Source organism: Clostridium sp. B9, from assembly GCF_050509515.1.
Taxonomy (GTDB): Bacteria; Bacillota; Clostridia; order Clostridiales; family Clostridiaceae; genus Sarcina.
Genome location: NZ_JBNWKA010000003.1, coordinates 3,039,326 through 3,059,950, shown reverse-complemented (window position 1 = coordinate 3,059,950; position 20,625 = coordinate 3,039,326). Strand labels below are relative to the sequence as shown.

Here is a 20,625-nt window from a genome sequence, read left to right as displayed (position 1 = left end):
TATTATCTCCTTTTTGTTTTTGTTATTTTTATAAAAGTAATTTAAAGACAAATTTTATTTGTCGCAAATTACAAACGTATGTCTATCTTATTTATAGTCTATCTTATACGTAGTAAAACGGTACCAATTTAAGTGTACCATTTTACTATGGGTATAGTAATTAGGTATTAAAAAGTGGGTACCATTTTACTACATGGTTAAATTAGTGTATTTTTATATAAAAATTATGATTGAAGTTGTGACTATTTATTCTGTTTGAGAATAGTTTATTTTTTATCTTTTAAGTTATAAGAACATATGAAGAATATAATAGAAGTTACTTTTCTACCTGTTTTAACTTCTTCAAAATCAAAAGATATATCACTTAATTTCATTAATTCTCTTTGAGTTCTAATAATAATATATCTTTTAAAATCTGCATATAGAGGATATATATCTTCAGTTTTTAAAATCTTTCTGAGTTCGTCAACTTCTATTTCTATAAATCCTTTTTTTTCAAATTTATTGCATTTCAACAATTCATAAACTCTAGGAGAATATTTGCTTTTCATACATAAAATATTTGCAGATTTATATTTTGTAAATTTTTCTTTTAATTGCAACATATATGATTTTAATTTTGGACTAAATTCTAATTCTAATAGTTCGTTATCTTCTTCATAAGTTACTGAACTTAACCAAGATATTTGAATAAGTTTATTTTCTTCTTTTATTTCAAAAACTTTTTTCATAAGCTCTTTGGTTATTTTCAGTATATTTGTATATTTGCTTTTAGTTTCAATATCTAAAAGTTCTATAAAATATGATATTTTAAATGTATAAGACTTAAAGTCTTCATCATTAGGTTTGACTGTACTAGCTAAGGCTAAGATAATTTTCTGTTCTTCTAAGCTTAAATCATAATTGGAATTCATAATAAAATAACTTGAATTAGTAACTAAATAATTTTTTTCCATAAAACATCTCCTTAAAAATATATTACCATTTTAATATGAGTATGTAAATAAATACTCATATTAAATAAAGAGTTTATAATTATATTAAGTAAATAAGCCAAATAAGTAATGGAAAACTGATGAGGTTGAAGAGGGTTATAATAATGCTGAATTTCCAGAAAGATGAGAAAAATAATAACATAATCTAAATAATATGAATTAAGTAGAAGCCTCTTAAACTATCGAGCTAATTTTCAAATCCAATTAATAAATAATTTGTTTTGAAAATTAGCCTTTTTATTATGTTAAATGATAATGTTGTTAAGGAATTAAATTCTGAATTGCAGTGAAAATAATATATTAATAAATTATATTAAGTATTTAGAAATTATAGTAAGTATATATTTATTATAACAATTAAGTAATATTATGTTATAATAAATGCGTATTTATAGAAAGTAGAGGATATTAAAGTGGAAAAAAAAATTAGAGTTTACAAAGAATCTGAAAGTGTAGTTTTTATGAAAACAAATGAAGCTTTTGGAGGTTTATCAAATATGGCACCACTATATCCTATTATAATAAATGGGACAGAAGTAGCAACATCAGAAGGTTTATATCAATCTTTTAGATTTACACACATATCAAAAGTTCAGAGATTAATTATTAGAGAAAAAAATCCAATGATAGCAAAACAAATAAGTAGAAATTATAATAACTACACAAGAAGCGATTGGAATTCTATTAGAGTTAATGTTATGAGGTGGTGTTTAAGAGCTAAATTATTATGTAACTTTAACAAATTTAGAAGTTTACTATTGAGTACTGAAGAAAAAAGCATTGTTGAAAAATCATATAAGGATAAATTTTGGGGGGCAATGCCTAATAAAAATGGAGAATTGATTGGAGAAAATGTACTAGGAAGATTATTAATGGAATTAAGAGAAGAGTGTAGAACAATGGGAGAAAATACAGATAAAAAATTTTTAAAACCATTGAGTGTTGAAAAATTCTTGTTCTTAGATAAAAAAATAGAAACATTGGTAATTATCAAAAAGAAAGAGGAAGCGCTTCAAATGAATATGTTAAGAGAAAATTTAGATTAGAGGGTGTATAATTTGATTGAAAGATTGTTAGAAATAATAGAAGATTATAAAATGCCAGAAGGTGCGCATATGAACCAAGCTCATATTGAAAGATGGGTAAATCAATTTGAGGCTAGAGATAGAGATGTAATTTTATCAGAAATGATATATACATTAGAAAAAAATTATTTTTCACGCAATAGGATAAAACAAATGCTAAAAATTTTATTTTCGTATGATAATGTTTGGGGAAAATGTACTAAAAATTTTTTCAAAAATGTAAGCTTTTTAAATATTCAAATAAGAGGTAGAAGTCAAGCTGAACTAATTGAGCTTGTTAGTGAAGCGTTAAATGAGGAGTATCAATTAGACATTACAGAATGTAGTAGTGATAATAGATATGTATATATAGATGATTGTATTTTCACTGGAAGTAGATTGAAATGGGATATTCAAGAAGCGATAACTAGTGAAAAAATTAAAAAAAACAGTGAATTATGGATAATTCATTTGTGCAAATATAAGTCTGGTAGTAATTATGCTTATAAAGAAATTGGAAAAATGTGCAAAGAGAATAACATAAATTGTTATCCAGTTTGGTTTTTAGAAAAACAAAATTATCATAAAAATGAGTATGGTAATTCTCTAGATACTCTATGGCCTAAATATGTTAATTATGAAGATTTAGATAATTATATAAGAGTTAGAAAGGAAAATAGTGAGTGGGCTAATAAAATAGATTTTTTTAGAAATTATAATATGAAAGAAGAAAATTTGTTTTCATGTGCAATGAATAGAGAAGTTGTAGAATCAGCATTTTTAAAGGCTGGAGCAACTATACTAAAAGGTATAAATAATCCTTGTGAATCTATGAGACCTATGGGGTTTTCAAAATTAGAATCAATAGGATTCGGTGCTATGTTTATTACATATAGGAATATTGCAAATAATTGCCCTTTAGCTTTATGGTATGGTGATATACTTAATCAAGGTACTGGAGGGGTATTAGGAAGATGGTATCCACTTTTCCCTAGAAGATGCAATGAAGAAGTATGTTAATCTACATTTAACTTTGATGATATATTTTTAAAGTAATTTTTTACATAATAGTTTATTAGAAATAAAAGTGTATTCAATAATACCAGAATAATTTTTGATAAGTATTTGAAATTCACAATAAGTTTTTATAAAATCAGAGGTAATATTTTGAGTAAGAATATAGATTTAATTTCATATCCTTTTTTAGTGAAGACTTTGTATATGTTGATTATGAAGTTATGACAGACCATTTAAGTTCATTTTTAGGAAGAATTCTTTCTATGAATACACCTTTAGAAGAAGAAACTTTTTGGATTATGAATAGAGTGCTTCATTTAAATGGTTCATTAAATAATGGGACAGAGTATAGAGTGGAAGTTATCATATTTATGGCAAATGATAAGAATAAGTTGATAATAATATTAAATAAATGGTATACTTATTTAATGATATACATTTATAATTTAAAGGAATAGGTATCTTATATTATTATGGTGTATATCTGATTAATAAAAGATAGAATTTAGCTTATAATGTAGTAAATAAGCCAAATAAGTAATGTGAAAACTGATGATGTTCAAGAGGTTTATCACAATGCTGAATTCCCAGAAGGATGGGAAGAGTAATATTATATCTTAAATAGGATATTTATATTTTGTAATATAGACCTTCTTTTATCAATTGATTTGATAGAAGAAGGTTTTTGTTTTATATAAATTAAATAGTGAATAGAGGAGTAATTATGTCTGGAGAATTTATATTAGTTAGATTTATTGGAGAATATGGTGAGGCAATTAAATATTGTGGTAAATCTGAGATTGAGGCTTACAAAGAATTTAAAAAGATTCCAAGGATTTACGAACCAAAAATTCTTAGAGCAGATGTTAAGAGGAGACTAATATTAGGTACACCTTTTATCATGAAATATGACATAATAGAAGTTATAAGGGAATATTAATTATAAAAATAGGGGGATGATCTATGGGGATATTAGCTGTTTTAGCAATTGTAGCTTTTATAGTTGCTGCTATATTTATAGAAGTTTTTTGTACCAATAAAAACTTTTCAGAGTTAATGCTTATTAGTATAGAAATAACTTTAATAGCCGTAGTAGTATTATTATTTAGGGATAATTCTAGTAGTAATTTTAATTTTTATTTAGGGTTATTAGGTGGTAGCATATTTTTGATAGGCTTAACAGTAAATTTATATGGTATTATAAAGCACAGAAATAAAGAAAAATTAAAAGATAATTTTAGCTAGTTTAAAACATAGTATAACAAAAAACAGATAAAAGGTACATATTACCTTTTATCTGTTTTTTATGATGGATGAGATCCACATCCAACATCTATTAATTGTTGGCCACAATCTTGATTTGGACAAGTAAGATTTGGACCAGGTGATATAAATATTAAATAGAAGTTTGTTTATAATTACAAATTTTAATATTTTTATGTAAATGTATTCAAGGGAGCGGGTTTATGTGTTATAAGTTAGTAAAGGGAATTATTAGGAGGAGTTTTATGAGAAGGAAAAGACCAAATATATTATTTTTACTTACAGATGACCAGAGGTTTGATACTATTCATGCTTTAGGTAATAATGATATAAAGACAGATAATTTAGATGAATTAGTTAGAGAGGGAACAAGCTTTACTAATGCACATATACCATCTGGAACATCAGGGGCTGTTTGTATGCCAAGCAGAGCTATGATTCATTCAGGAAGAAAGTTATTTAGCCTTAGTGGATGTGGAGAGGAGATTCCAAAAGAGCATGTTACTTTTGGAGAATGCCTAAGAAATAATGGTTATAATACATACGGAATAGGTAAATGGCACAATGGAACAGAGTCCTATAATAGAAGCTTTAAAGGGGGAACTGATATATTCTTTGGCGGTATGTGGGATCATTGGAATGTACCTGTAAATAAGTTTGATGAAACTGGAGAATACTCAAGTAGATTAAAATTTACTAGAGACTTTTTTAGCACAAATGATGTTATAGAAATGATTGCAGAAAAGATAAAATCAGGACAGCATTCAACAGAGTTATTTTCACAATCAGCTATAGATTTTATAGATAAATATGAGGAAGAAGATCCATTTTTCTTATACGTTTCATTTTTAGCACCACATGATCCAAGAACTACGCATAAGAGATTTCATGATATGTATGATCCAGAAAAAATAAAGCTACCGGAGAATTTTAAAGAAGAACATCCTTTTGATTTTGGAGTTAGAGTTGAAAGAGATGAGTCTTTAGCTAGTTATCCTAGAGATGAGAAGGTTGTACGAAAGCATATAGCAGAATACTATGCTATGATAAGTCACCTTGATTATGAAATAGGAGAAATAATAAATTCTTTAAAGAAAAAAGGTTTATATGAGGATACTATAATAATATTTTCTGGAGATAATGGTTTATCTGTAGGACAGCATGGACTTATGGGGAAACAAAACGTATATGAACATAGTATAAGAGTACCTTTAATATTCTGTGGACCAAATATTCCAAAAGGAAAAGTTGTGGAGGAATTTGCATATCTATTTGATATATACCCAACAGTAGTAGATTTATTAGATATAGAAAAGCCAAAGAGTGTTGAGGGGATAAGTTTGAGTAAGACATTTATTAGTGATGACAAGACAAGGGAATATTTATACTTAGCTTTCACAGATAAAATAAGAGGCGTTAAGAATAAAAAGTATAAGCTGATTGAATATAGAGGAAAAGCTAAAAAGGGACAACTTTTTGATTTAGAAAATGATAAGTATGAGATAAATAATTTATATGATCTTGAAGAGTATAGAGAAGTTGTTGAAAGTTTACAAAAAGAGATGTTTAAATTAAGAGATGAATGGAATGATTTAGGACATCCTTTAGGAAAGAATTATTGGGAAAACTATTGATGATTTAAATGAAATGATCAAGCTATTAATTAAGCTTATGCTAACTCTTAAAGCTTAATTAAGTTAGGTATGAAGAGACAGCTAGAAATCAACCTTAATTAAAACAAAGTCAAAATAAAAAGCAGTAACTTTTAGTGATTGTGGAATATTAACTAAGAGTTACTGCCTTTATATTTTATATAAAAATATAAAATAAAATATTAATCTTTAAATCTTACTTTTTATTAGTTTCCTTTAGTGAGGTTGAAAATGCTGTTATAAGCATAATTAAAAAAATTAAGATAAGTAATAATTCCATAGACCCTCCTTAATTTAAGAAATTAATATTCTAAAGAATAATATAATAGTATTTTAACATACATAATATGGAAAGATATTAACTGGATGTTAAAAAAATTAATTTATATGCTATTAGATTAAATTAAAGTTATAGAAAAAATATGTGTTAATAAAAAATTAACAATTTCAATAGTAAGTAGTATAATTAAATTAATGAAAATGAATTAGGTGGTGTATTATGGTTAAAAGATTGAATGGTAAATTAATAAGAATATCAGAAGATAAGATTAAAATAACTTTAAATAAAAAAGTTAATGGTGATTTATATTATTCAGATAGAATAGATGGAGAATTAAATTATTTGAGAAAGTTAGAGGATGAAAATGAAATAGAATTTGATGATCCAGATAAAGAAAATAGAACCTTCTATTTTATAAAGGATGAAAAAGAAGAATTAATGCTGGCTGAGAGGTTGGTTCCACTTAAAAAGTTTTGTAATTTTAGAGATTTGGGTGGATATGAAGCTAAAGATGGAAGATTAGTAAAATGGGGAATGTTTTATCGTTCAGAAGCTTTAAATAAATTAAAGGGAAAAGATTTAGAGTATTTTAAAACCTTAGGAATAAGAAATATTTTTGATTATAGATCTCCAGAGGAAATTAAATTAAGTCCTGATATTGAAGTTGATGGAGTAAATCATATCACAATATCAGCTATGAAAAATTTAGAAAAACAAAATTTAGATATGGAATCATATTTAAAAGGAATTCTAATGAAATCTGATGATCAGGAAACACCAGAAGAGATTCTTATGGATGGATATGAAGAAATGCCACTTAATAATCCAGCATTTAAGAAGCTTATTGAAACAATAGAAGATCCTCAAAATATGGCTATATTACAACATTGTACATCAGGAAAAGATAGAACAGGTTTAGGATCAGCATTAATATTATTGCTTTTAGGGGTACCAGAAGAAAGGGTAATAGAGGATTATATGCTTAGCAATGAATACAGAAAAGGAGATAATCACAAAATACTACAAATGTATGAAAAGCATATAGCTAATGAAAATATAAAAGAGCTTATAGAGGATATACTTGGAGTTAAAAAGAAGTATATAGAATTGAGTTTGAATAGAATAAAAGAAACATATGGAACATATGAAGTATATTTCTTGAAAGAATATGGCTTAGATAAAGAAAGAGTAAATAAAATAAGAAATCAATATTTATATTAATAACAAAAAGTTGTATCAAATTTATTGATACAACTTTTTTATTGCTATAGTAATGTTGATTTAAGGCATTAATTCATTAAAAAAGAATATATAAAACTAATTTGAAATTATAACATTTTATTGAAAATGTATTAAAATATGTTACAATTAAGACATGTAAAATTAAAAAAATAAGGAGGAGATTGAATGTTTAAGAAACTAGGTAACAAAAAAATTACTGCTTTAATGGTTACTTTTACTATGATAATTAGTTTATGCTTACCAATAAATACAGTAAAAGCTACTGAAATCAAACCAACATCCAATTCAACAAATGTTAATATTGATGAAAACGATAACAAAAAGGTAGATATACAAATTTTAGCTACCTCTGATCTTCATGGTAAATTTATGAACTATGATTATGCTCAAAATACCACTTACGATGGAGGGCTTAATCAAATTTCTACTATAGTGAAAGATGCTAGAAAAGAAAATCCTAATACTATAGTTATTGATAATGGAGATACAATACAAGGAAATTATAATCATATATTTAATGGCAAAGAAAATCCTATGATAATGGCAATGAATTATATCGGATATGATGTATTTTCATTAGGAAATCATGAGTTTAACTTTGGAATGAATAATTTACATAATGTAGTTGGACAAGCAAATGAGAATTTACATGTTCTATGTGGAAATCTTTATAAAGATGGAAAAAGAGTATTTAATCCATACACAATTAAAAATGTTGATGGATTAAAAGTTGCAATAATAGGAGTTGTTACTCCGCATATAATGCAATGGGATTCTGAAAATTTAAAAGGATATAATGCTACTAATCCAACTGAAGAAGTAAAAAAAATCATTGGAGAAATTAAGAATGCAGGTGGAGCAGATGTTTATATAGTTTCTTCTCATGCTAGCTTAAATGGTGAATATGGGGATGGAGATAGTGCTTCAGCAATAGCAGAAGGAAATCCAGAAGTAAGTGTTGTAATAGCTGGACATAGTCATGATACAGTTAAGTCTGAATTAAGAGGAAATGCTATTATTAGTGAACCAGCAAGTAGAGCAAAATATGTTTCTAAATTCAATTTGGAAGTTGAAAAAGGAAAAGATGGAGCAAAGGTTATTAATAAAAGTGCAGATTTAATAAGTGTTAAAGGTGTAGAGGGAGATGCTGAATTAGAAGCAGAACTTAAACCTTTCCATGAGGCAGCGCTTAATGATGCTAATGCAAAAATAGGTGAGCTAACAGGAGGAGATTTAGCTGAACCTAATGAGATAAAAGATATTCCAGAATCTATAGTAAAAGATGAAGGTGTAACTGATTTTGTAAATGAAGTTCAAATGTATAACAGTAGAAAACATCTAAAGTCAAAAGGAATAAATCCTGATGATGTTTATTTAGTATCAGCAGCAGCTTTATTTAGTCCAAGTGCAAATCTTAAAGAAGGACCTATAAGCAAAGCTGATGTATCAAAAATTTATAAATTTGATAATAAGTTATATACTATAAAAACTACTGGAAAACAATTAAAGAAATACATGGCAGAAAACTCAAAATTCTTTAACAAGTATAAAGATGGAGATTTAACTATATCATTTGATGAAAATGTAAGAATGTATAAATATGATATGTTTGACGGTATTAGTTATGATATAAACATAGCTAAAGATCCATCAGAAAGAATAGAAAACTTAAAGTTTGAGAAAGATGGAAAACCTGTTGAAGATACAGATGTAGTTTACTTAGCAGTAAATGACTACAGATATAATTCAGGATTAGCAGCTGGAATAATGGATGAAGGTCAATATGAAAAGGTATACGATACTTTAAATGATGAAATTCCAGCAATAAGAGATTTGATAACTGACTATATTGTTAATACTAAGCATGGAAAAATAACAAGAAATGTTGATAACAATTGGAAGATAGTAGGTAACGATTGGAATCCAGAGCAAAGAGAATTAGCTGTTAAGGTAATAAATGAAGGTAAGGTTAAGATACCTACTTCATCAAATGGAAGAACACCTAATGTTAAATCAGTAACTTGGGATGAAGTATCAAAATTTGCTACAACTACTAAGCCAGAAGAAAATAAGGAAGCAAATATAAAAATAGTTACATTCAATGATTTCCATGGTTCATTACAAGAGTCAGGAAAAAATGTTGGTGCAGCTAAGTTGGTTGGAGAAGTTAAAAAAATAAAGGCTGAAAATCCTAATACAATAGTAGTAAGTGGTGGAGATATGTATCAAGGTAGTGCATTATCTAACCTTTTAAAAGGAGAACCAGTTAGTGCTATGAACAAAGAACTTGGAGTTTCATTCTCAGCAATAGGTAATCATGAATTTGACTGGGGGTATGATTTAATACCAGGATGGGCAAAAGCTGGTGGATTTGAATTCTTAGCATCTAATATTTATGAAAAATCAACAGGAAAACCTGTAGATTGGGCAAAACCATATGGAATTATTGAAAAAGGTGGTAAGAGAATAGGATTTATAGGTCTTTCAACACAAGAAACAGCTTATAAAACAACTCCTGCTAATGTTAAAGATATAGAATTTAGAGATCCTGTTAAAGAAGCTGAAAAGTGGGTTGAATATTTAAGAAATAAAGAAAATGTTGACGCTGTAATAGCTTTAACACATATTTCTAGTGAACAAAATAGAGAAACTGGAGTTATAACAGGATATGAAATTGAACCACTTACAAAAGTTAAAGGTTTAGATGCTATTGTTTCAGCACATAGTCATATGCCTGTAAATGGAGAATTAAATGGAATGCCAATTGTACAAGCTTATAAAAATGGTAGATCTCTTGGAGTATTAGATTTAAAATTTGATAAAGATGGAAAATTAACAGTTGGACATGATCGTATGGATATTTATAAAAATGTAGATAAATTACCAGTAGACAAGCAAATGGAAGAAATATTATCAAAATATGAAGCTGAATTAGCGCCAGTAATGGATGTTAAGGTTACAGATTTAAGTGTAGATCTTCCACATAATAGGGATGCTGGTGTAAGTCCTATGGGAGCAACAGTTACAGAAGCTATAAGAAAAGTAGCTAATGCTGATGTAGCAATAACTAATGGGGGAGGAATAAGAGCACCATTAGAAAAAGGACCTGTTACTGTAGGAGATATGTATACAATACTTCCTTTTGATAACACAATAGTAACTATGGATGTTAAAGGTTCAGATTTAGTACAAGCATTAGAACATGGAATAATGCCAAAAGATTTTGGCTGGGGACAACATGCTGGAGTTAAGTTCTGGTATAATCCAAAAGCTGAGGCTGGACATAGAATAACATCAGTAAGATTACCAGATGGAAGTAAATTAGATCCTAATAAATATTATAAATTAGCAGTAAATGATTTTATGGCATCAGGTGGAGATGGATATGATTTCTCAAAGGCTAAAAATGTAAGTGATACTAATAAACCGATGAGAGATGCTTTATCAGAATACTGGAAAGAAAATGGAATCACTCCAGTTACTAATTTAGCAACATTAATCCAACCTGGTAAGGATGAGACAGAAGTTAAACCTGTAGAACCAGAAAAACCAGTTGTTGATAATGACAACAATGAAGAGGTTGTTAAACCAGAAGTTCCATCAATTGATGAGTCAGAAAATAAAGAAAATGATAATACAGCAAATCAAGATAATTTAGATAAAAATGAAAGTAATAGTGATAAAAATAATAATAAAAATCAAAACTTACCTAACACTGGTATGCCAATAGGAGCAGAAGTATTTGCTGGAATTGGAATAATTGCTATTATCGGAGGAGCTGTTGCTTTAAGAAAGAAAAAAGACAATGTAGCATAGAATAAATTAATAAGCTTAAAGATAGTTACGTACTTTCTTTAAGCTTATTATTTTTTTTGCGTTAGTTTTAAAATTAAAATTTAAGCATAGTATTTATTAAATAATAAATTTTTAGAGTATTGATAAAATTGGTGTGTTATAGAATTAAAGTAAAATAAAGTTAACGGATATTTAACAATAAATTATCAGAAAATATTCGTAATTTAATGTACAATATATATGTATAAAATTTACTTTTATGACATATGTAAAACTAAATGAGGGGGAAAAAGTATGCTTAAACAAATAAGGGAAAAAAAGTTTACAGCGTTAGCAGTTGCTACTTCTATGGCAATAGGTGTAGCTGCACCACTAACAACTGTAAAGGCTACTGAGAATATGACACCGGAAAATCTAGAGGTTAAAGGTGAAGACAGTACTGTAGCTAATGAGGGTGAGGTTAAAATTCAAATTTTAGGGACATCAGACCTTCATGGAAGATTTATGAACTATGATTATGCTCAAAATAAGAAAACTGATGGGGGATTAAATCAAATATCTACTCTAGTTAGTAATGCTAGAACAGAGAATCCTAATACTATAGTTGTAGATAATGGAGATACAATTCAAGGAAACTTCAATCATTTATTTAAAGATGGTCCAAACCCAATGATGGCAGGAATGAATGCTATAGGCTATGATGTCTTTTCCTTAGGAAATCATGAATTCAATTATGGTATGGATAATTTAAATAATGTAGTAAGTCAAGCAAATGAAAATTTAGATGTATTATGTGCAAATCTTTATAAAGATGGAGAAAGAGTTTTTGAAGCTTATACGACTAGAGAGTTTGATGGAATAGAAGTAGCTTTAATAGGGGTTGTAAGCCCTCATATAATGAAGTGGGATTCTGAAAACTTAAAGGGATATGATGCTAAAAGTCCAGCAGATGAAGTTGGATTTGTAATAGATGAAATAGAAAATAGACCTGAGGGTGGTGCTGATGTTTATGCAGTAGTTTCTCATGTTGGATTAGAAGCTGAATATGGTGGAGGAGATAGTGCAAGAGCTATAGCAGAACAAAATCCAGAAGTTTCAGCGATTGTTGCTGGACATAGTCATTCAAATATTCCTCAAGAAATAGTAAACAATGCAGTTATAAGCCAGCCAACAAGTAATGGTCAAATGGTTTCTCAAATAGAATTAACTGTTAAAAAGAATGGTGAAGAAGTTGAAGTTGTAGATAAAAAATCTGAATTGTTAAGCACAAAGGGTGTAGCTGAAGATCAAAAGTTAAATGAATTACTTTCTGATTTTCACAATACAGCCATAGCTGATGCAACTGCGCCAGTTGGACAAATGGTAGGTGGAAATTTAGCAGATGCAGATGAGGTTAAAGGAATTCCACAATCTTTAATGGAAGATCAAGGAATAACTGATTTTATAAATGAAGTTCAATTATATAACAGTAGAAAACACTTAGAAGCAAATAAAATAAATCCAGATGAGGTTTATCACGTTTCAGGAGCAGCTTTATTTAGTGCTACTTCAAATCTTTTTGAAGGAAATATAAGTAAGGCTGATGTTTCTAAGATATATAGATATGATAATAAATTATATACTATAAAGACTACTGGAAAACAATTAAAGAAGTACATGGAAGAAAATGCAGAGTATTATAACACTTATAAAGATGGAGATTTAACAGTATCTTTTAATGAGGATATAAGAATGTATAAGTATGATATGTTTGATGGAGTAAGTTATGAAATAAACATATCTAAAGAGCCAGGAAATAGAATCGAAAACTTAAAGTTTGAAAAAGACGGAAAAGTTGTAGGAGATACAGATGTTGTTTACTTAACAGTAAATGATTATAGATACAATTCAGGATTAGCCGCTGGAATCATGGATGAAGGTGAGCATGAAAAAATCTATGATACAAATAATGACCAAATATCAGATATGAGAGACTTAATAGTTGATTACATCCAAAATGTTAAGGGTGGAAAAGTAACTAAGAACGTTGATAATAACTGGAAGATAACAGGAACTAACTGGGATGCAGAGCAAAGAGCTGAAGCTGTTAGACTTATAAATGAAGGTAAAATAAAATTACCTACATCAGAAGATGGAAGAACTCCAAATGTTAAGTCTGTAACTTGGAATGATGTTTTAGAAGTTTTAGGAGCTAAGGAAGTTGAGATTCCTGTAGTTACTTTCAACGATTTCCATGGATCTTTAGCTGAATCTAAGAGTGATGTTGGAGCAGCTAAGTTAGTTGGAGAAGTTAAGAGAGTTAAAGAGGAAAATCCTAATACAATAGTTGTTACTGGTGGAGACATATATCAAGGTAGTGCTATGTCTAACTTGTTAAAAGGTGAGCCTGTTAGTTATATGTTAAAAGAGATGGGATTAGATTTTGCTGCTGTTGGTAACCATGAGTTTGACTGGGGATATGAGTATATTCCAGATTGGGCTAAGGCTGGAGAGTTTGATTTCTTAGCATCTAATATATATGAAAAAGAAACTGGTGAGCCAGTTGAGTGGGCTAAGCCATATGGAGTTGTTGAAAGAGAAGGAAAGAAAGTTGGATTTATCGGACTTGCTACTCCTGAAACTGCATATAAAACTAAGCCTGATAATGTAGCTCATTTAGAATTTAAAGATCCTGTAGAAGCAACTGAAATTTGGGTAGACCATTTAGAAAATGAAGAGAATGTTGATGCTATAGTTGTTTTAAGTCACTTAGGAAGTGAACAAAATAGAGAAACTGGAGAAATTACTGGAGAAGTAGTTGAGATTGCTGGCATAGAAGGTGTTGATGCTATCGTATCAGCTCATAGCCATCAAAAGGTTGAAGGTGAAGTTAATGGAGTTCCAGTTGTTCAAGCTTATAAAAATGGTAGAAATTTAGGATATGTTAACTTAAAGTTTGATTACAAAGGTGAGTTAGAAGTTACTACTGAGTTAGATGATATTTCAGGTAGAAAAGATTCTCTTCCAGTTGATGAAAATATGAAAAATAAATTAGCTGAGTATGATGAAAAGTTAGGTCCTATAATGGGAGAAAAATTAGCTGATTTAGATGTTGATTTAGCTCATGATAGAGATACAGGTGTGACTCCAATGGGTGCTACTGTGGCTGAGGCTATGAGACAAATAGTTGATGCTGATATAGCTATAACTAATGGTGGAGGAGTAAGAGCACCATTATCAGCTGGCCTGTAACTGTAGGAGACTTATATACTATACTTCCATTTGATAATACTTTAGTTACAATGGAAATGAAGGGTTCAGATATAATTAAAGTTTTAGAGCATGGTATTGAACCTGAGAACTTTGGATGGGGACAACATGCAGGTATTAAGGTTTGGTATACTCCAGGTGCTGAAAGAGGAGAAAAAATAACTTCTGTTAGATTAGCAGATGGAACTAAACTTGAAGAAGATAAGTACTACACTGTTGTAACTAATGATTTCATGGCTGTTGGTGGAGATTCATATGATTTCTCATCTGCTAAAGATGTAAAAGATACAAATTTAGTTATAAGAGATGAAGTAGGAAACCTTTGGAAAGAAAATGGAATAGATGCAATCACAGATTTAGAAAAACTTTTAGTTGCTGGTGAAGATACTACAGTAGACCCAGTGGATCCAGAAGAGCCAGATACAGAATTACCAAACACAGGTATGCCTTTTGGTTCAGGAGCATTTGCTGCTTTAGGAGCATTATTTACATTAGGTGGAGCAACTATATTAAGAAAGAAAAAGAATGATATAGCTTAATTAATTAAATATTAAAAGAAATAGTAGGTAATAAATTTACCTACTATTTTTTATGTTTTGTGTGTATAAAAAAGATGTAAATGTCAATAATCACCAATGAGGTGATTGTATGAATTTAAATAATATAAAAAATAATAAAAATATTAAGAATCTAGTATTTATTCTTTTAGGTATATTAGTTTTCTCAGGAAGTTATATGTTAGCTTATAATTATAATCTTAAAAAAATACAAGAGACTAATGGTAAGTTAGTTGATAATTCAGAAGAGTATGATGATATAGCAAGTGTAGAGGTTTTATTTACAAGAAGAACCTTAGATGACCATGTGGTTGTAGATTATAAAACTACAATTGGAGAAATGGTAAAAAAAGAGGAAGTAAGCGAAAGTGAAGTAGAGGAATTAGTAGCAGCGCTTTCACAAGATGGGTATGAACTTATATCATCAGAAGATGGAGAAATGGTATTTTTAAATAATATGGGTACTTTAGAAGCTGGAAAGTATTATATTGGCGAAAAAGATGGATATATAGCAATGTTTAAAGCTGGAGAAGACGGAAGACCAACTATAGAAAAGCCAGAGGATGTAAGTACGAAAAGAATAGATGATTTACCAGAAGTTGATAGAGAAAAAATAAGTAATTTTGAAAAGAAATACGACACAAGAGAAGAATGTGAAGAGCATATGACAAATTATATAAGTTAATAATAAATAAAAGCTATGTCAGAAGATTTTTGACATAGCTTTTTTATGTTTAGTCTCTATTTTAAGTGAGTGTTGATTTCTAGCTATATCTTCAGATTAAGATGGTCTTTCATCTATATCTAGAAATCAACGCTAGTTTAAAATAGAGACTATATTTAAAATAGGTTGAAACACTAATGAAACAATGGTTTTATAGGCAATTTAATGAATAGTAAATTTTATCTATCTCATTGATAATATTCCTTCTTCATGTTAAAGTATTATATAGATTTAAAGAACTTATTATACATAGGAGCATTAAAATGTACGAATATATAAGAGGGCAATTTCAAGGTATAAATAAAGATTATGTTGTAATAGAATTAAATAATATAGGATATAAAATTTTTACTTCAGGAAATACAATTTCTAATATGCCAAAAGTAGGGGATGAAGTGCTACTTTATTTAGAACAAATAGTTAGAGAAGATTTTATAGGGCTATATGGATTTACAACAAGAGAAGAGTTAGAAATGTTTAAACTTCTTTTATCTATAAATGGGGTTGGAGCAAAGGCTGCATTATCACTTCTATCAATAAGTACTGTAAATAATCTAAAGTACGCTATAATGATGGGTGATGAAAAGCATATAACAAGAGCACCTGGAATAGGTAAGAAGACTGCTCAAAGAATTATATTAGAGCTTAAAGATAAATTAAAGCCAGATGAACTTGTTGGAGAAGAAGCTTCATTAATAGAAGGTCTTGAAGATAACAATGATTATAGCTTCAATATAAATGAAACTTTAGGTGCTTTAGTAGCATTAGGATATACAGAGAAGGAAGCTCAAAAAGCTTTAGAAAAAGTTGATAAGACATTATCATTAGAAAATATGATAAAGGAGTCTTTAAAGCTTTTAATGCGTTAGGAGGTGTAATTAAATGAGTGATAGATTAGTTACCTCTAATGAAATGGCAATAGATTCTGCTAATGAGTATAGTCTGAGACCTGAAAAAATCAATGAATATATTGGTCAAGATAAGGTTAAAGAAAGACTTAACATATTTATAAAAGCTGCTCAAAGAAGAGAAGAGGCATTAGATCACGTAATTTTATATGGTCCACCAGGTTTAGGGAAAACAACTTTGGCTAATATTATAGCTAATGAGATGGGTGGAAATCTTAAAATAACATCTGGTCCTGCTATAGAGAGAGCTGGTGATTTAGCTGCTATATTAACAACGTTAAATGCAAATGATGTTTTATTTATCGATGAAATACACAGACTAAATAGAAGTGTAGAGGAAATACTATATCCTGCAATGGAGGATTATGTACTTGATATAATTATCGGTAAAGGAGCAGCAAGTAAGTCAATAAGATTAGATTTACCTAAATTTACTCTAATAGGTGCAACAACTAGGATAGGAATGCTTAGTTCACCTTTAAGAGATAGATTTGGGGTTTTATGTTCTATGGAGTATTATACTAATGAACAATTAAAAGAGATTATAGTTAGAAGTGCAGAGATTTTAGGCTGTGACATAACTGAGGAGGGGGCCTTTGAGATTGCTAAAAGATCAAGGGGTACACCAAGGATAGCTAATAGACTTTTAAAGAGAGTTAGAGATTTTGCTGAGGTTTTATATGATAATGAAATTACAGAAGTAGCAGCAAAAAAATCCCTAGAGCTTTTAGAAGTTGATGGTGAAGGCTTTGATAGAATTGATAATAAAATTTTAGAAGCTATAATAGATAACTTTAATGGAGGGCCAGTAGGAATAGAAACTCTTGCTTACTTTGTTGGAGAAGAATTAGACACAATAGAAGATGTGTATGAACCATATCTTTTACAAAAAGGATTTATAGTAAGAACTCCAAGAGGAAGAATGGCTACAGATAAGGCCTATAAACATTTAGGAAGAACAAGATTTAATGAGGCTAAAATAGACTCAAAACAGTGTACGTTATTTGAAAAATAAAATAGAGAAGGTGTAATGATGAAAGTAAGTGATTTTTATTTTGATTTACCAGAAGAGCTTATAGCGCAATATCCACTTGAGAAAAGAGATTCTTCAAGATTAATGGTTGTTGATAAGGAAACTGGAGAAATTGAACATAGAAGATTCCATGATATATTAGAATATTTAAAAGAAGGTGATACTTTAGTTTTAAATAACACTAGAGTTTTACCTGCTAGACTTATAGGAGCTAAAGAAGAGACTGGTGGAAAAATAGAATTTCTTCTTCTAAAAAGAATCGAAGGAGATAAGTGGGAATGTTTAGCAAAACCAGGTAGAAGAGCTAAAGTAGGAACAGTTTTCACTTTTGGTGATGGACAGCTTAAGGCTATTGTTAGAGAAATTGGAGAAGAAGGTAACAGAATTATAGAGTTTATGTATGATGGTATCTTTGAGCAAGTTTTAGATGAACTAGGACAAATGCCACTTCCTCCGTATATTCATGAGAAATTAGAAGATAAAGAAAGATACCAAACAGTTTATTCTAAAGAGAAGGGGTCAGCAGCTGCACCAACAGCAGGTTTACACTTCACAGAGGATTTATTAAAAGAAATAAAAGCTAAGGGTGTTAACATAGCATATCTAACTTTACATGTTGGATTAGGAACATTTAGACCAGTAAAGGTTGATGATGTTAATAACCATGTTATGCATTCAGAATATTATCATTTAGATAAAGAAAATGCTGACCTTATAAATAAAACTAAAGAGTCAGGGAATAGAGTGATAGCAGTTGGAACAACATCTACAAGAACTTTAGAGACTATTGGAGATGAAAATGGAAGAGTTAGAGAACAAAGTGGATGGACTGATATATTTATATATCCTGGATATAAGTTCAATATTGTTGATAACTTAATTACAAACTTCCACTTACCAGAATCAACGTTAATAATGCTTGTTTCTGCATTATGTGGCCAAGATACTATAATGAATGCTTACAATGAAGCAGTAAAAGAAAAATACAGATTCTTCTCATTTGGAGATTCAATGTTTATAAAATAAAAAGCAAAGGAAGGACTTTTTTCATGACTAAAAAAAGATATACTCTTTTAAAAAAAGACGGAAAAGCTAGAAGAGGTGAGTTTGTAACTCCTCACGGAACAATTCAAACACCTGTATTCATGAATGTTGGAACAATAGCAGCTATAAAAGGTGCAGTTTCATCAATGGATTTAAAAGACATAAGATGTCAAGTAGAACTTTCAAACACATATCATTTACACTTAAGACCAGGAGATAAGGTTGTTAAGCAAATGGGTGGATTACATAAGTTTATGAATTGGGATAGACCAATATTAACTGATTCAGGTGGATTCCAAGTTTTCTCACTTGCAGGAATGAGAAAAATAAAAGAAGAGGGAGTTTACTTTAACTCTCATATAGATGGAAGAAAGATATTCATGGGACCAGAAGAGAGTATGCAAATACAAAGTAACTTAGGTTCAACAATAGCTATGGCTTTTGATGAATGTATTCCAAATCCATCAACAAGAGAATACGTTGAAAAGTCAGTTGCAAGAACAACAAGATGGCTTGAAAGATGTAAAGTTGAAATGGATAGATTAAACTCATTAGAAGATACAGTGAATAACGAGCAAATGTTATTTGGTATTAACCAAGGTGGAGTTTATGAAGATATAAGAATAGAGCATGCTAAGACTATAACTAAAATGGACTTAGATGGATATGCAATTGGTGGATTAGCAGTTGGTGAAACTCATGAAGAAATGTATAGAATAATAGACGCAGTAGTTCCACATTTACCAGAGGATAAGCCAATATACTTAATGGGAGTTGGTCTTCCATCAAATATATTAGAAGCAGTTGAAAGAGGAGTAGACTTCTTTGATTGCGTATTGCCAGCTAGAAATGGAAGACATGGTCATGTTTTCACTAAAGATGGTAAAATAAACTTAATGAATGCTAAGTTTGAACTAGATGCTAGACCAATAGATGAAGGATGTGACTGTCCTGCATGTAAGCATTACACAAGAGCATATATAAGACACTTATTCAAAGCTAAAGAAATGCTAGCTATGAGATTATGTGTTCTTCACAATCTATATTTCTACAACAAGCTTATGGAGGATATAAGAGCTGCCATAGATGGTGGATACTTTGCTGAATTCAAAGCTAAGAAGTTAGAAGAGTGGAATGGAAGAGCTTAATAATATAAATATTACATAATTTTAGAAAGGGAGTGGCTAAAATGAATTTTCAATCAATAGCAGCAATGGTATTACCTTTTATTTTAATGTTTGGAGTATTTTATTTCTTACTTATCTTACCAGAGAAGAAAAGACAAAAGAAATATAATGCTATGATAGATGAACTAAAAGTTAACGATAAAATCGTAACAAGAGGTGGAATCATCGGTAGAATAGTAAAAATAAAAGATGATAGCGTTATAATAGAAACAAGTCAAGAAAGAACTAAAATGGAGTTTACAAAACAAGGTATAAGTTCAAAAGTTGACTAATATTTAAATAAAAAATAGTCATTTTAATGCATAAAAACATTAAAATGACTATTTTTTTTGCGTAGAGGTATTGAATTTTTTTATATAATGTGAAAAAATAAGGGAGGTAAATCAAATAAAGCTTTCTAAAATAACTTTAAAATTAAACCTTCACATGGTATAATATTAAAGATAGTTTTGATTGGAGGAAGAGTAAATGAAGCGTATAAAAACAGTAAACAAGTCAAGCTTAAAAAAGAGCTTATGTAAGCCAGCAGATTGCAGAGAGTGTGCTAACTCATGCCAATCAGCTTGTAAAACATCAGCTACAGTAGCAAACTTAGCTTGTGAAAATTAATTATAA

General features: G+C 29.2%; 16 protein-coding genes and 1 pseudogene. 16 read left to right on the top strand and 1 reads right to left on the bottom strand.

Annotated features, from left to right (window positions below; translation table 11 throughout):
- Positions 1-266: 266 nt before the first annotated feature.
- Positions 267-956 (bottom strand): replication initiation protein, encoded by a 690-nt coding sequence (locus ACQZHJ_RS13535; RefSeq protein WP_430486074.1) that lies wholly within the window; start codon positions 954-956, stop codon positions 267-269.
- Positions 957-1,408: 452 nt separating this feature from the next.
- Here ACQZHJ_RS13535 and ACQZHJ_RS13530 point away from each other — a divergent pair, with 452 nt between their 5' ends.
- The 16 genes and pseudogenes from ACQZHJ_RS13530 to scfA all read left to right on the top strand — a co-directional run bounded on the left by ACQZHJ_RS13530 (position 1,409) and on the right by scfA (position 20,619).
- On the top strand, positions 1,409-2,041 hold the full coding sequence (locus ACQZHJ_RS13530) for an NADAR family protein (protein WP_430486073.1): 633 nt from the start codon (positions 1,409-1,411) through the stop codon (positions 2,039-2,041).
- A gap of 12 nt (positions 2,042-2,053) precedes the next feature.
- The gene (locus ACQZHJ_RS13525; protein WP_430486072.1) at positions 2,054-3,079 is read left to right on the top strand and encodes a phosphoribosyltransferase-like protein; all 1,026 of its coding nucleotides are present in this window, start codon (positions 2,054-2,056) and stop codon (positions 3,077-3,079) included.
- A 218-nt stretch (positions 3,080-3,297) separates the two neighbouring features.
- The gene (locus ACQZHJ_RS13520) at positions 3,298-3,534 is read left to right on the top strand and encodes a hypothetical protein (RefSeq protein ID WP_430486071.1); all 237 of its coding nucleotides are present in this window, start codon (positions 3,298-3,300) and stop codon (positions 3,532-3,534) included.
- A 266-nt stretch (positions 3,535-3,800) separates the two neighbouring features.
- Complete coding sequence (locus ACQZHJ_RS13515; protein WP_430486070.1) at positions 3,801-4,016, top strand: hypothetical protein; 216 nt, start codon at positions 3,801-3,803, stop codon at positions 4,014-4,016.
- A gap of 23 nt (positions 4,017-4,039) precedes the next feature.
- On the top strand, positions 4,040-4,321 hold the full coding sequence (locus tag ACQZHJ_RS13510; protein WP_430486069.1) for a hypothetical protein: 282 nt from the start codon (positions 4,040-4,042) through the stop codon (positions 4,319-4,321).
- A gap of 263 nt (positions 4,322-4,584) precedes the next feature.
- Entirely contained in the window at positions 4,585-5,973 is a 1,389-nt protein-coding gene (locus ACQZHJ_RS13505) for a sulfatase-like hydrolase/transferase (protein WP_430486068.1), read from the top strand.
- Positions 5,974-6,490: 517 nt separating this feature from the next.
- On the top strand, positions 6,491-7,492 hold the full coding sequence (locus tag ACQZHJ_RS13500; protein ID WP_430486067.1) for a tyrosine-protein phosphatase: 1,002 nt from the start codon (positions 6,491-6,493) through the stop codon (positions 7,490-7,492).
- Positions 7,493-7,678: 186 nt separating this feature from the next.
- On the top strand, positions 7,679-11,329 hold the full coding sequence (locus tag ACQZHJ_RS13495; RefSeq protein WP_430486066.1) for a multifunctional 2',3'-cyclic-nucleotide 2'-phosphodiesterase/3'-nucleotidase/5'-nucleotidase: 3,651 nt from the start codon (positions 7,679-7,681) through the stop codon (positions 11,327-11,329).
- 273 nt (positions 11,330-11,602) lie between these two features.
- Positions 11,603-15,096, top strand: a pseudogene (locus ACQZHJ_RS13490) (multifunctional 2',3'-cyclic-nucleotide 2'-phosphodiesterase/3'-nucleotidase/5'-nucleotidase).
- A 109-nt stretch (positions 15,097-15,205) separates the two neighbouring features.
- Complete coding sequence (locus ACQZHJ_RS13485; protein ID WP_430486065.1) at positions 15,206-15,799, top strand: hypothetical protein; 594 nt, start codon at positions 15,206-15,208, stop codon at positions 15,797-15,799.
- Positions 15,800-16,101: 302 nt separating this feature from the next.
- Positions 16,102-16,707, top strand: a complete 606-nt coding sequence (ruvA, locus tag ACQZHJ_RS13480; protein ID WP_430486064.1) for a Holliday junction branch migration protein RuvA — start codon at positions 16,102-16,104, stop codon at positions 16,705-16,707.
- A 13-nt stretch (positions 16,708-16,720) separates the two neighbouring features.
- Complete coding sequence (gene ruvB, locus ACQZHJ_RS13475; protein WP_430486063.1) at positions 16,721-17,761, top strand: Holliday junction branch migration DNA helicase RuvB; 1,041 nt, start codon at positions 16,721-16,723, stop codon at positions 17,759-17,761.
- An 18-nt stretch (positions 17,762-17,779) separates the two neighbouring features.
- The gene (gene queA, locus ACQZHJ_RS13470) at positions 17,780-18,805 is read left to right on the top strand and encodes a tRNA preQ1(34) S-adenosylmethionine ribosyltransferase-isomerase QueA (protein ID WP_430486901.1); all 1,026 of its coding nucleotides are present in this window, start codon (positions 17,780-17,782) and stop codon (positions 18,803-18,805) included.
- Between the two features lie 23 nt (positions 18,806-18,828).
- On the top strand, positions 18,829-19,971 hold the full coding sequence (gene tgt / locus ACQZHJ_RS13465; protein WP_430486062.1) for a tRNA guanosine(34) transglycosylase Tgt: 1,143 nt from the start codon (positions 18,829-18,831) through the stop codon (positions 19,969-19,971).
- 41 nt (positions 19,972-20,012) lie between these two features.
- Positions 20,013-20,282, top strand: coding sequence for a preprotein translocase subunit YajC (gene yajC, locus ACQZHJ_RS13460; protein WP_430486061.1), 270 nt, complete (start codon positions 20,013-20,015; stop codon positions 20,280-20,282).
- 196 nt (positions 20,283-20,478) lie between these two features.
- Complete coding sequence (gene scfA / locus ACQZHJ_RS13455; RefSeq protein WP_003451489.1) at positions 20,479-20,619, top strand: six-cysteine ranthipeptide SCIFF; 141 nt, start codon at positions 20,479-20,481, stop codon at positions 20,617-20,619.
- Positions 20,620-20,625 lie beyond the last annotated feature (6 nt).

Coding starts and splice junctions, on each gene's coding strand:
- ACQZHJ_RS13535 (WP_430486074.1), bottom strand. CDS start 956: ATGGAAAAAAATTATTTAGTTACTAATTCAAGTTATTTTATTATGAAT.
- ACQZHJ_RS13520 (WP_430486071.1), top strand. CDS start 3,298: ATGACAGACCATTTAAGTTCATTTTTAGGAAGAATTCTTTCTATGAAT.
- ACQZHJ_RS13515 (WP_430486070.1), top strand. CDS start 3,801: ATGTCTGGAGAATTTATATTAGTTAGATTTATTGGAGAATATGGTGAG.
- ACQZHJ_RS13510 (WP_430486069.1), top strand. CDS start 4,040: ATGGGGATATTAGCTGTTTTAGCAATTGTAGCTTTTATAGTTGCTGCT.
- ACQZHJ_RS13505 (WP_430486068.1), top strand. CDS start 4,585: ATGAGAAGGAAAAGACCAAATATATTATTTTTACTTACAGATGACCAG.
- ACQZHJ_RS13500 (WP_430486067.1), top strand. CDS start 6,491: ATGGTTAAAAGATTGAATGGTAAATTAATAAGAATATCAGAAGATAAG.
- ACQZHJ_RS13495 (WP_430486066.1), top strand. CDS start 7,679: ATGTTTAAGAAACTAGGTAACAAAAAAATTACTGCTTTAATGGTTACT.
- ACQZHJ_RS13485 (WP_430486065.1), top strand. CDS start 15,206: ATGAATTTAAATAATATAAAAAATAATAAAAATATTAAGAATCTAGTA.
- ruvA (WP_430486064.1), top strand. CDS start 16,102: ATGTACGAATATATAAGAGGGCAATTTCAAGGTATAAATAAAGATTAT.
- ruvB (WP_430486063.1), top strand. CDS start 16,721: ATGAGTGATAGATTAGTTACCTCTAATGAAATGGCAATAGATTCTGCT.
- queA (WP_430486901.1), top strand. CDS start 17,780: ATGAAAGTAAGTGATTTTTATTTTGATTTACCAGAAGAGCTTATAGCG.
- tgt (WP_430486062.1), top strand. CDS start 18,829: ATGACTAAAAAAAGATATACTCTTTTAAAAAAAGACGGAAAAGCTAGA.
- yajC (WP_430486061.1), top strand. CDS start 20,013: ATGAATTTTCAATCAATAGCAGCAATGGTATTACCTTTTATTTTAATG.
- scfA (WP_003451489.1), top strand. CDS start 20,479: ATGAAGCGTATAAAAACAGTAAACAAGTCAAGCTTAAAAAAGAGCTTA.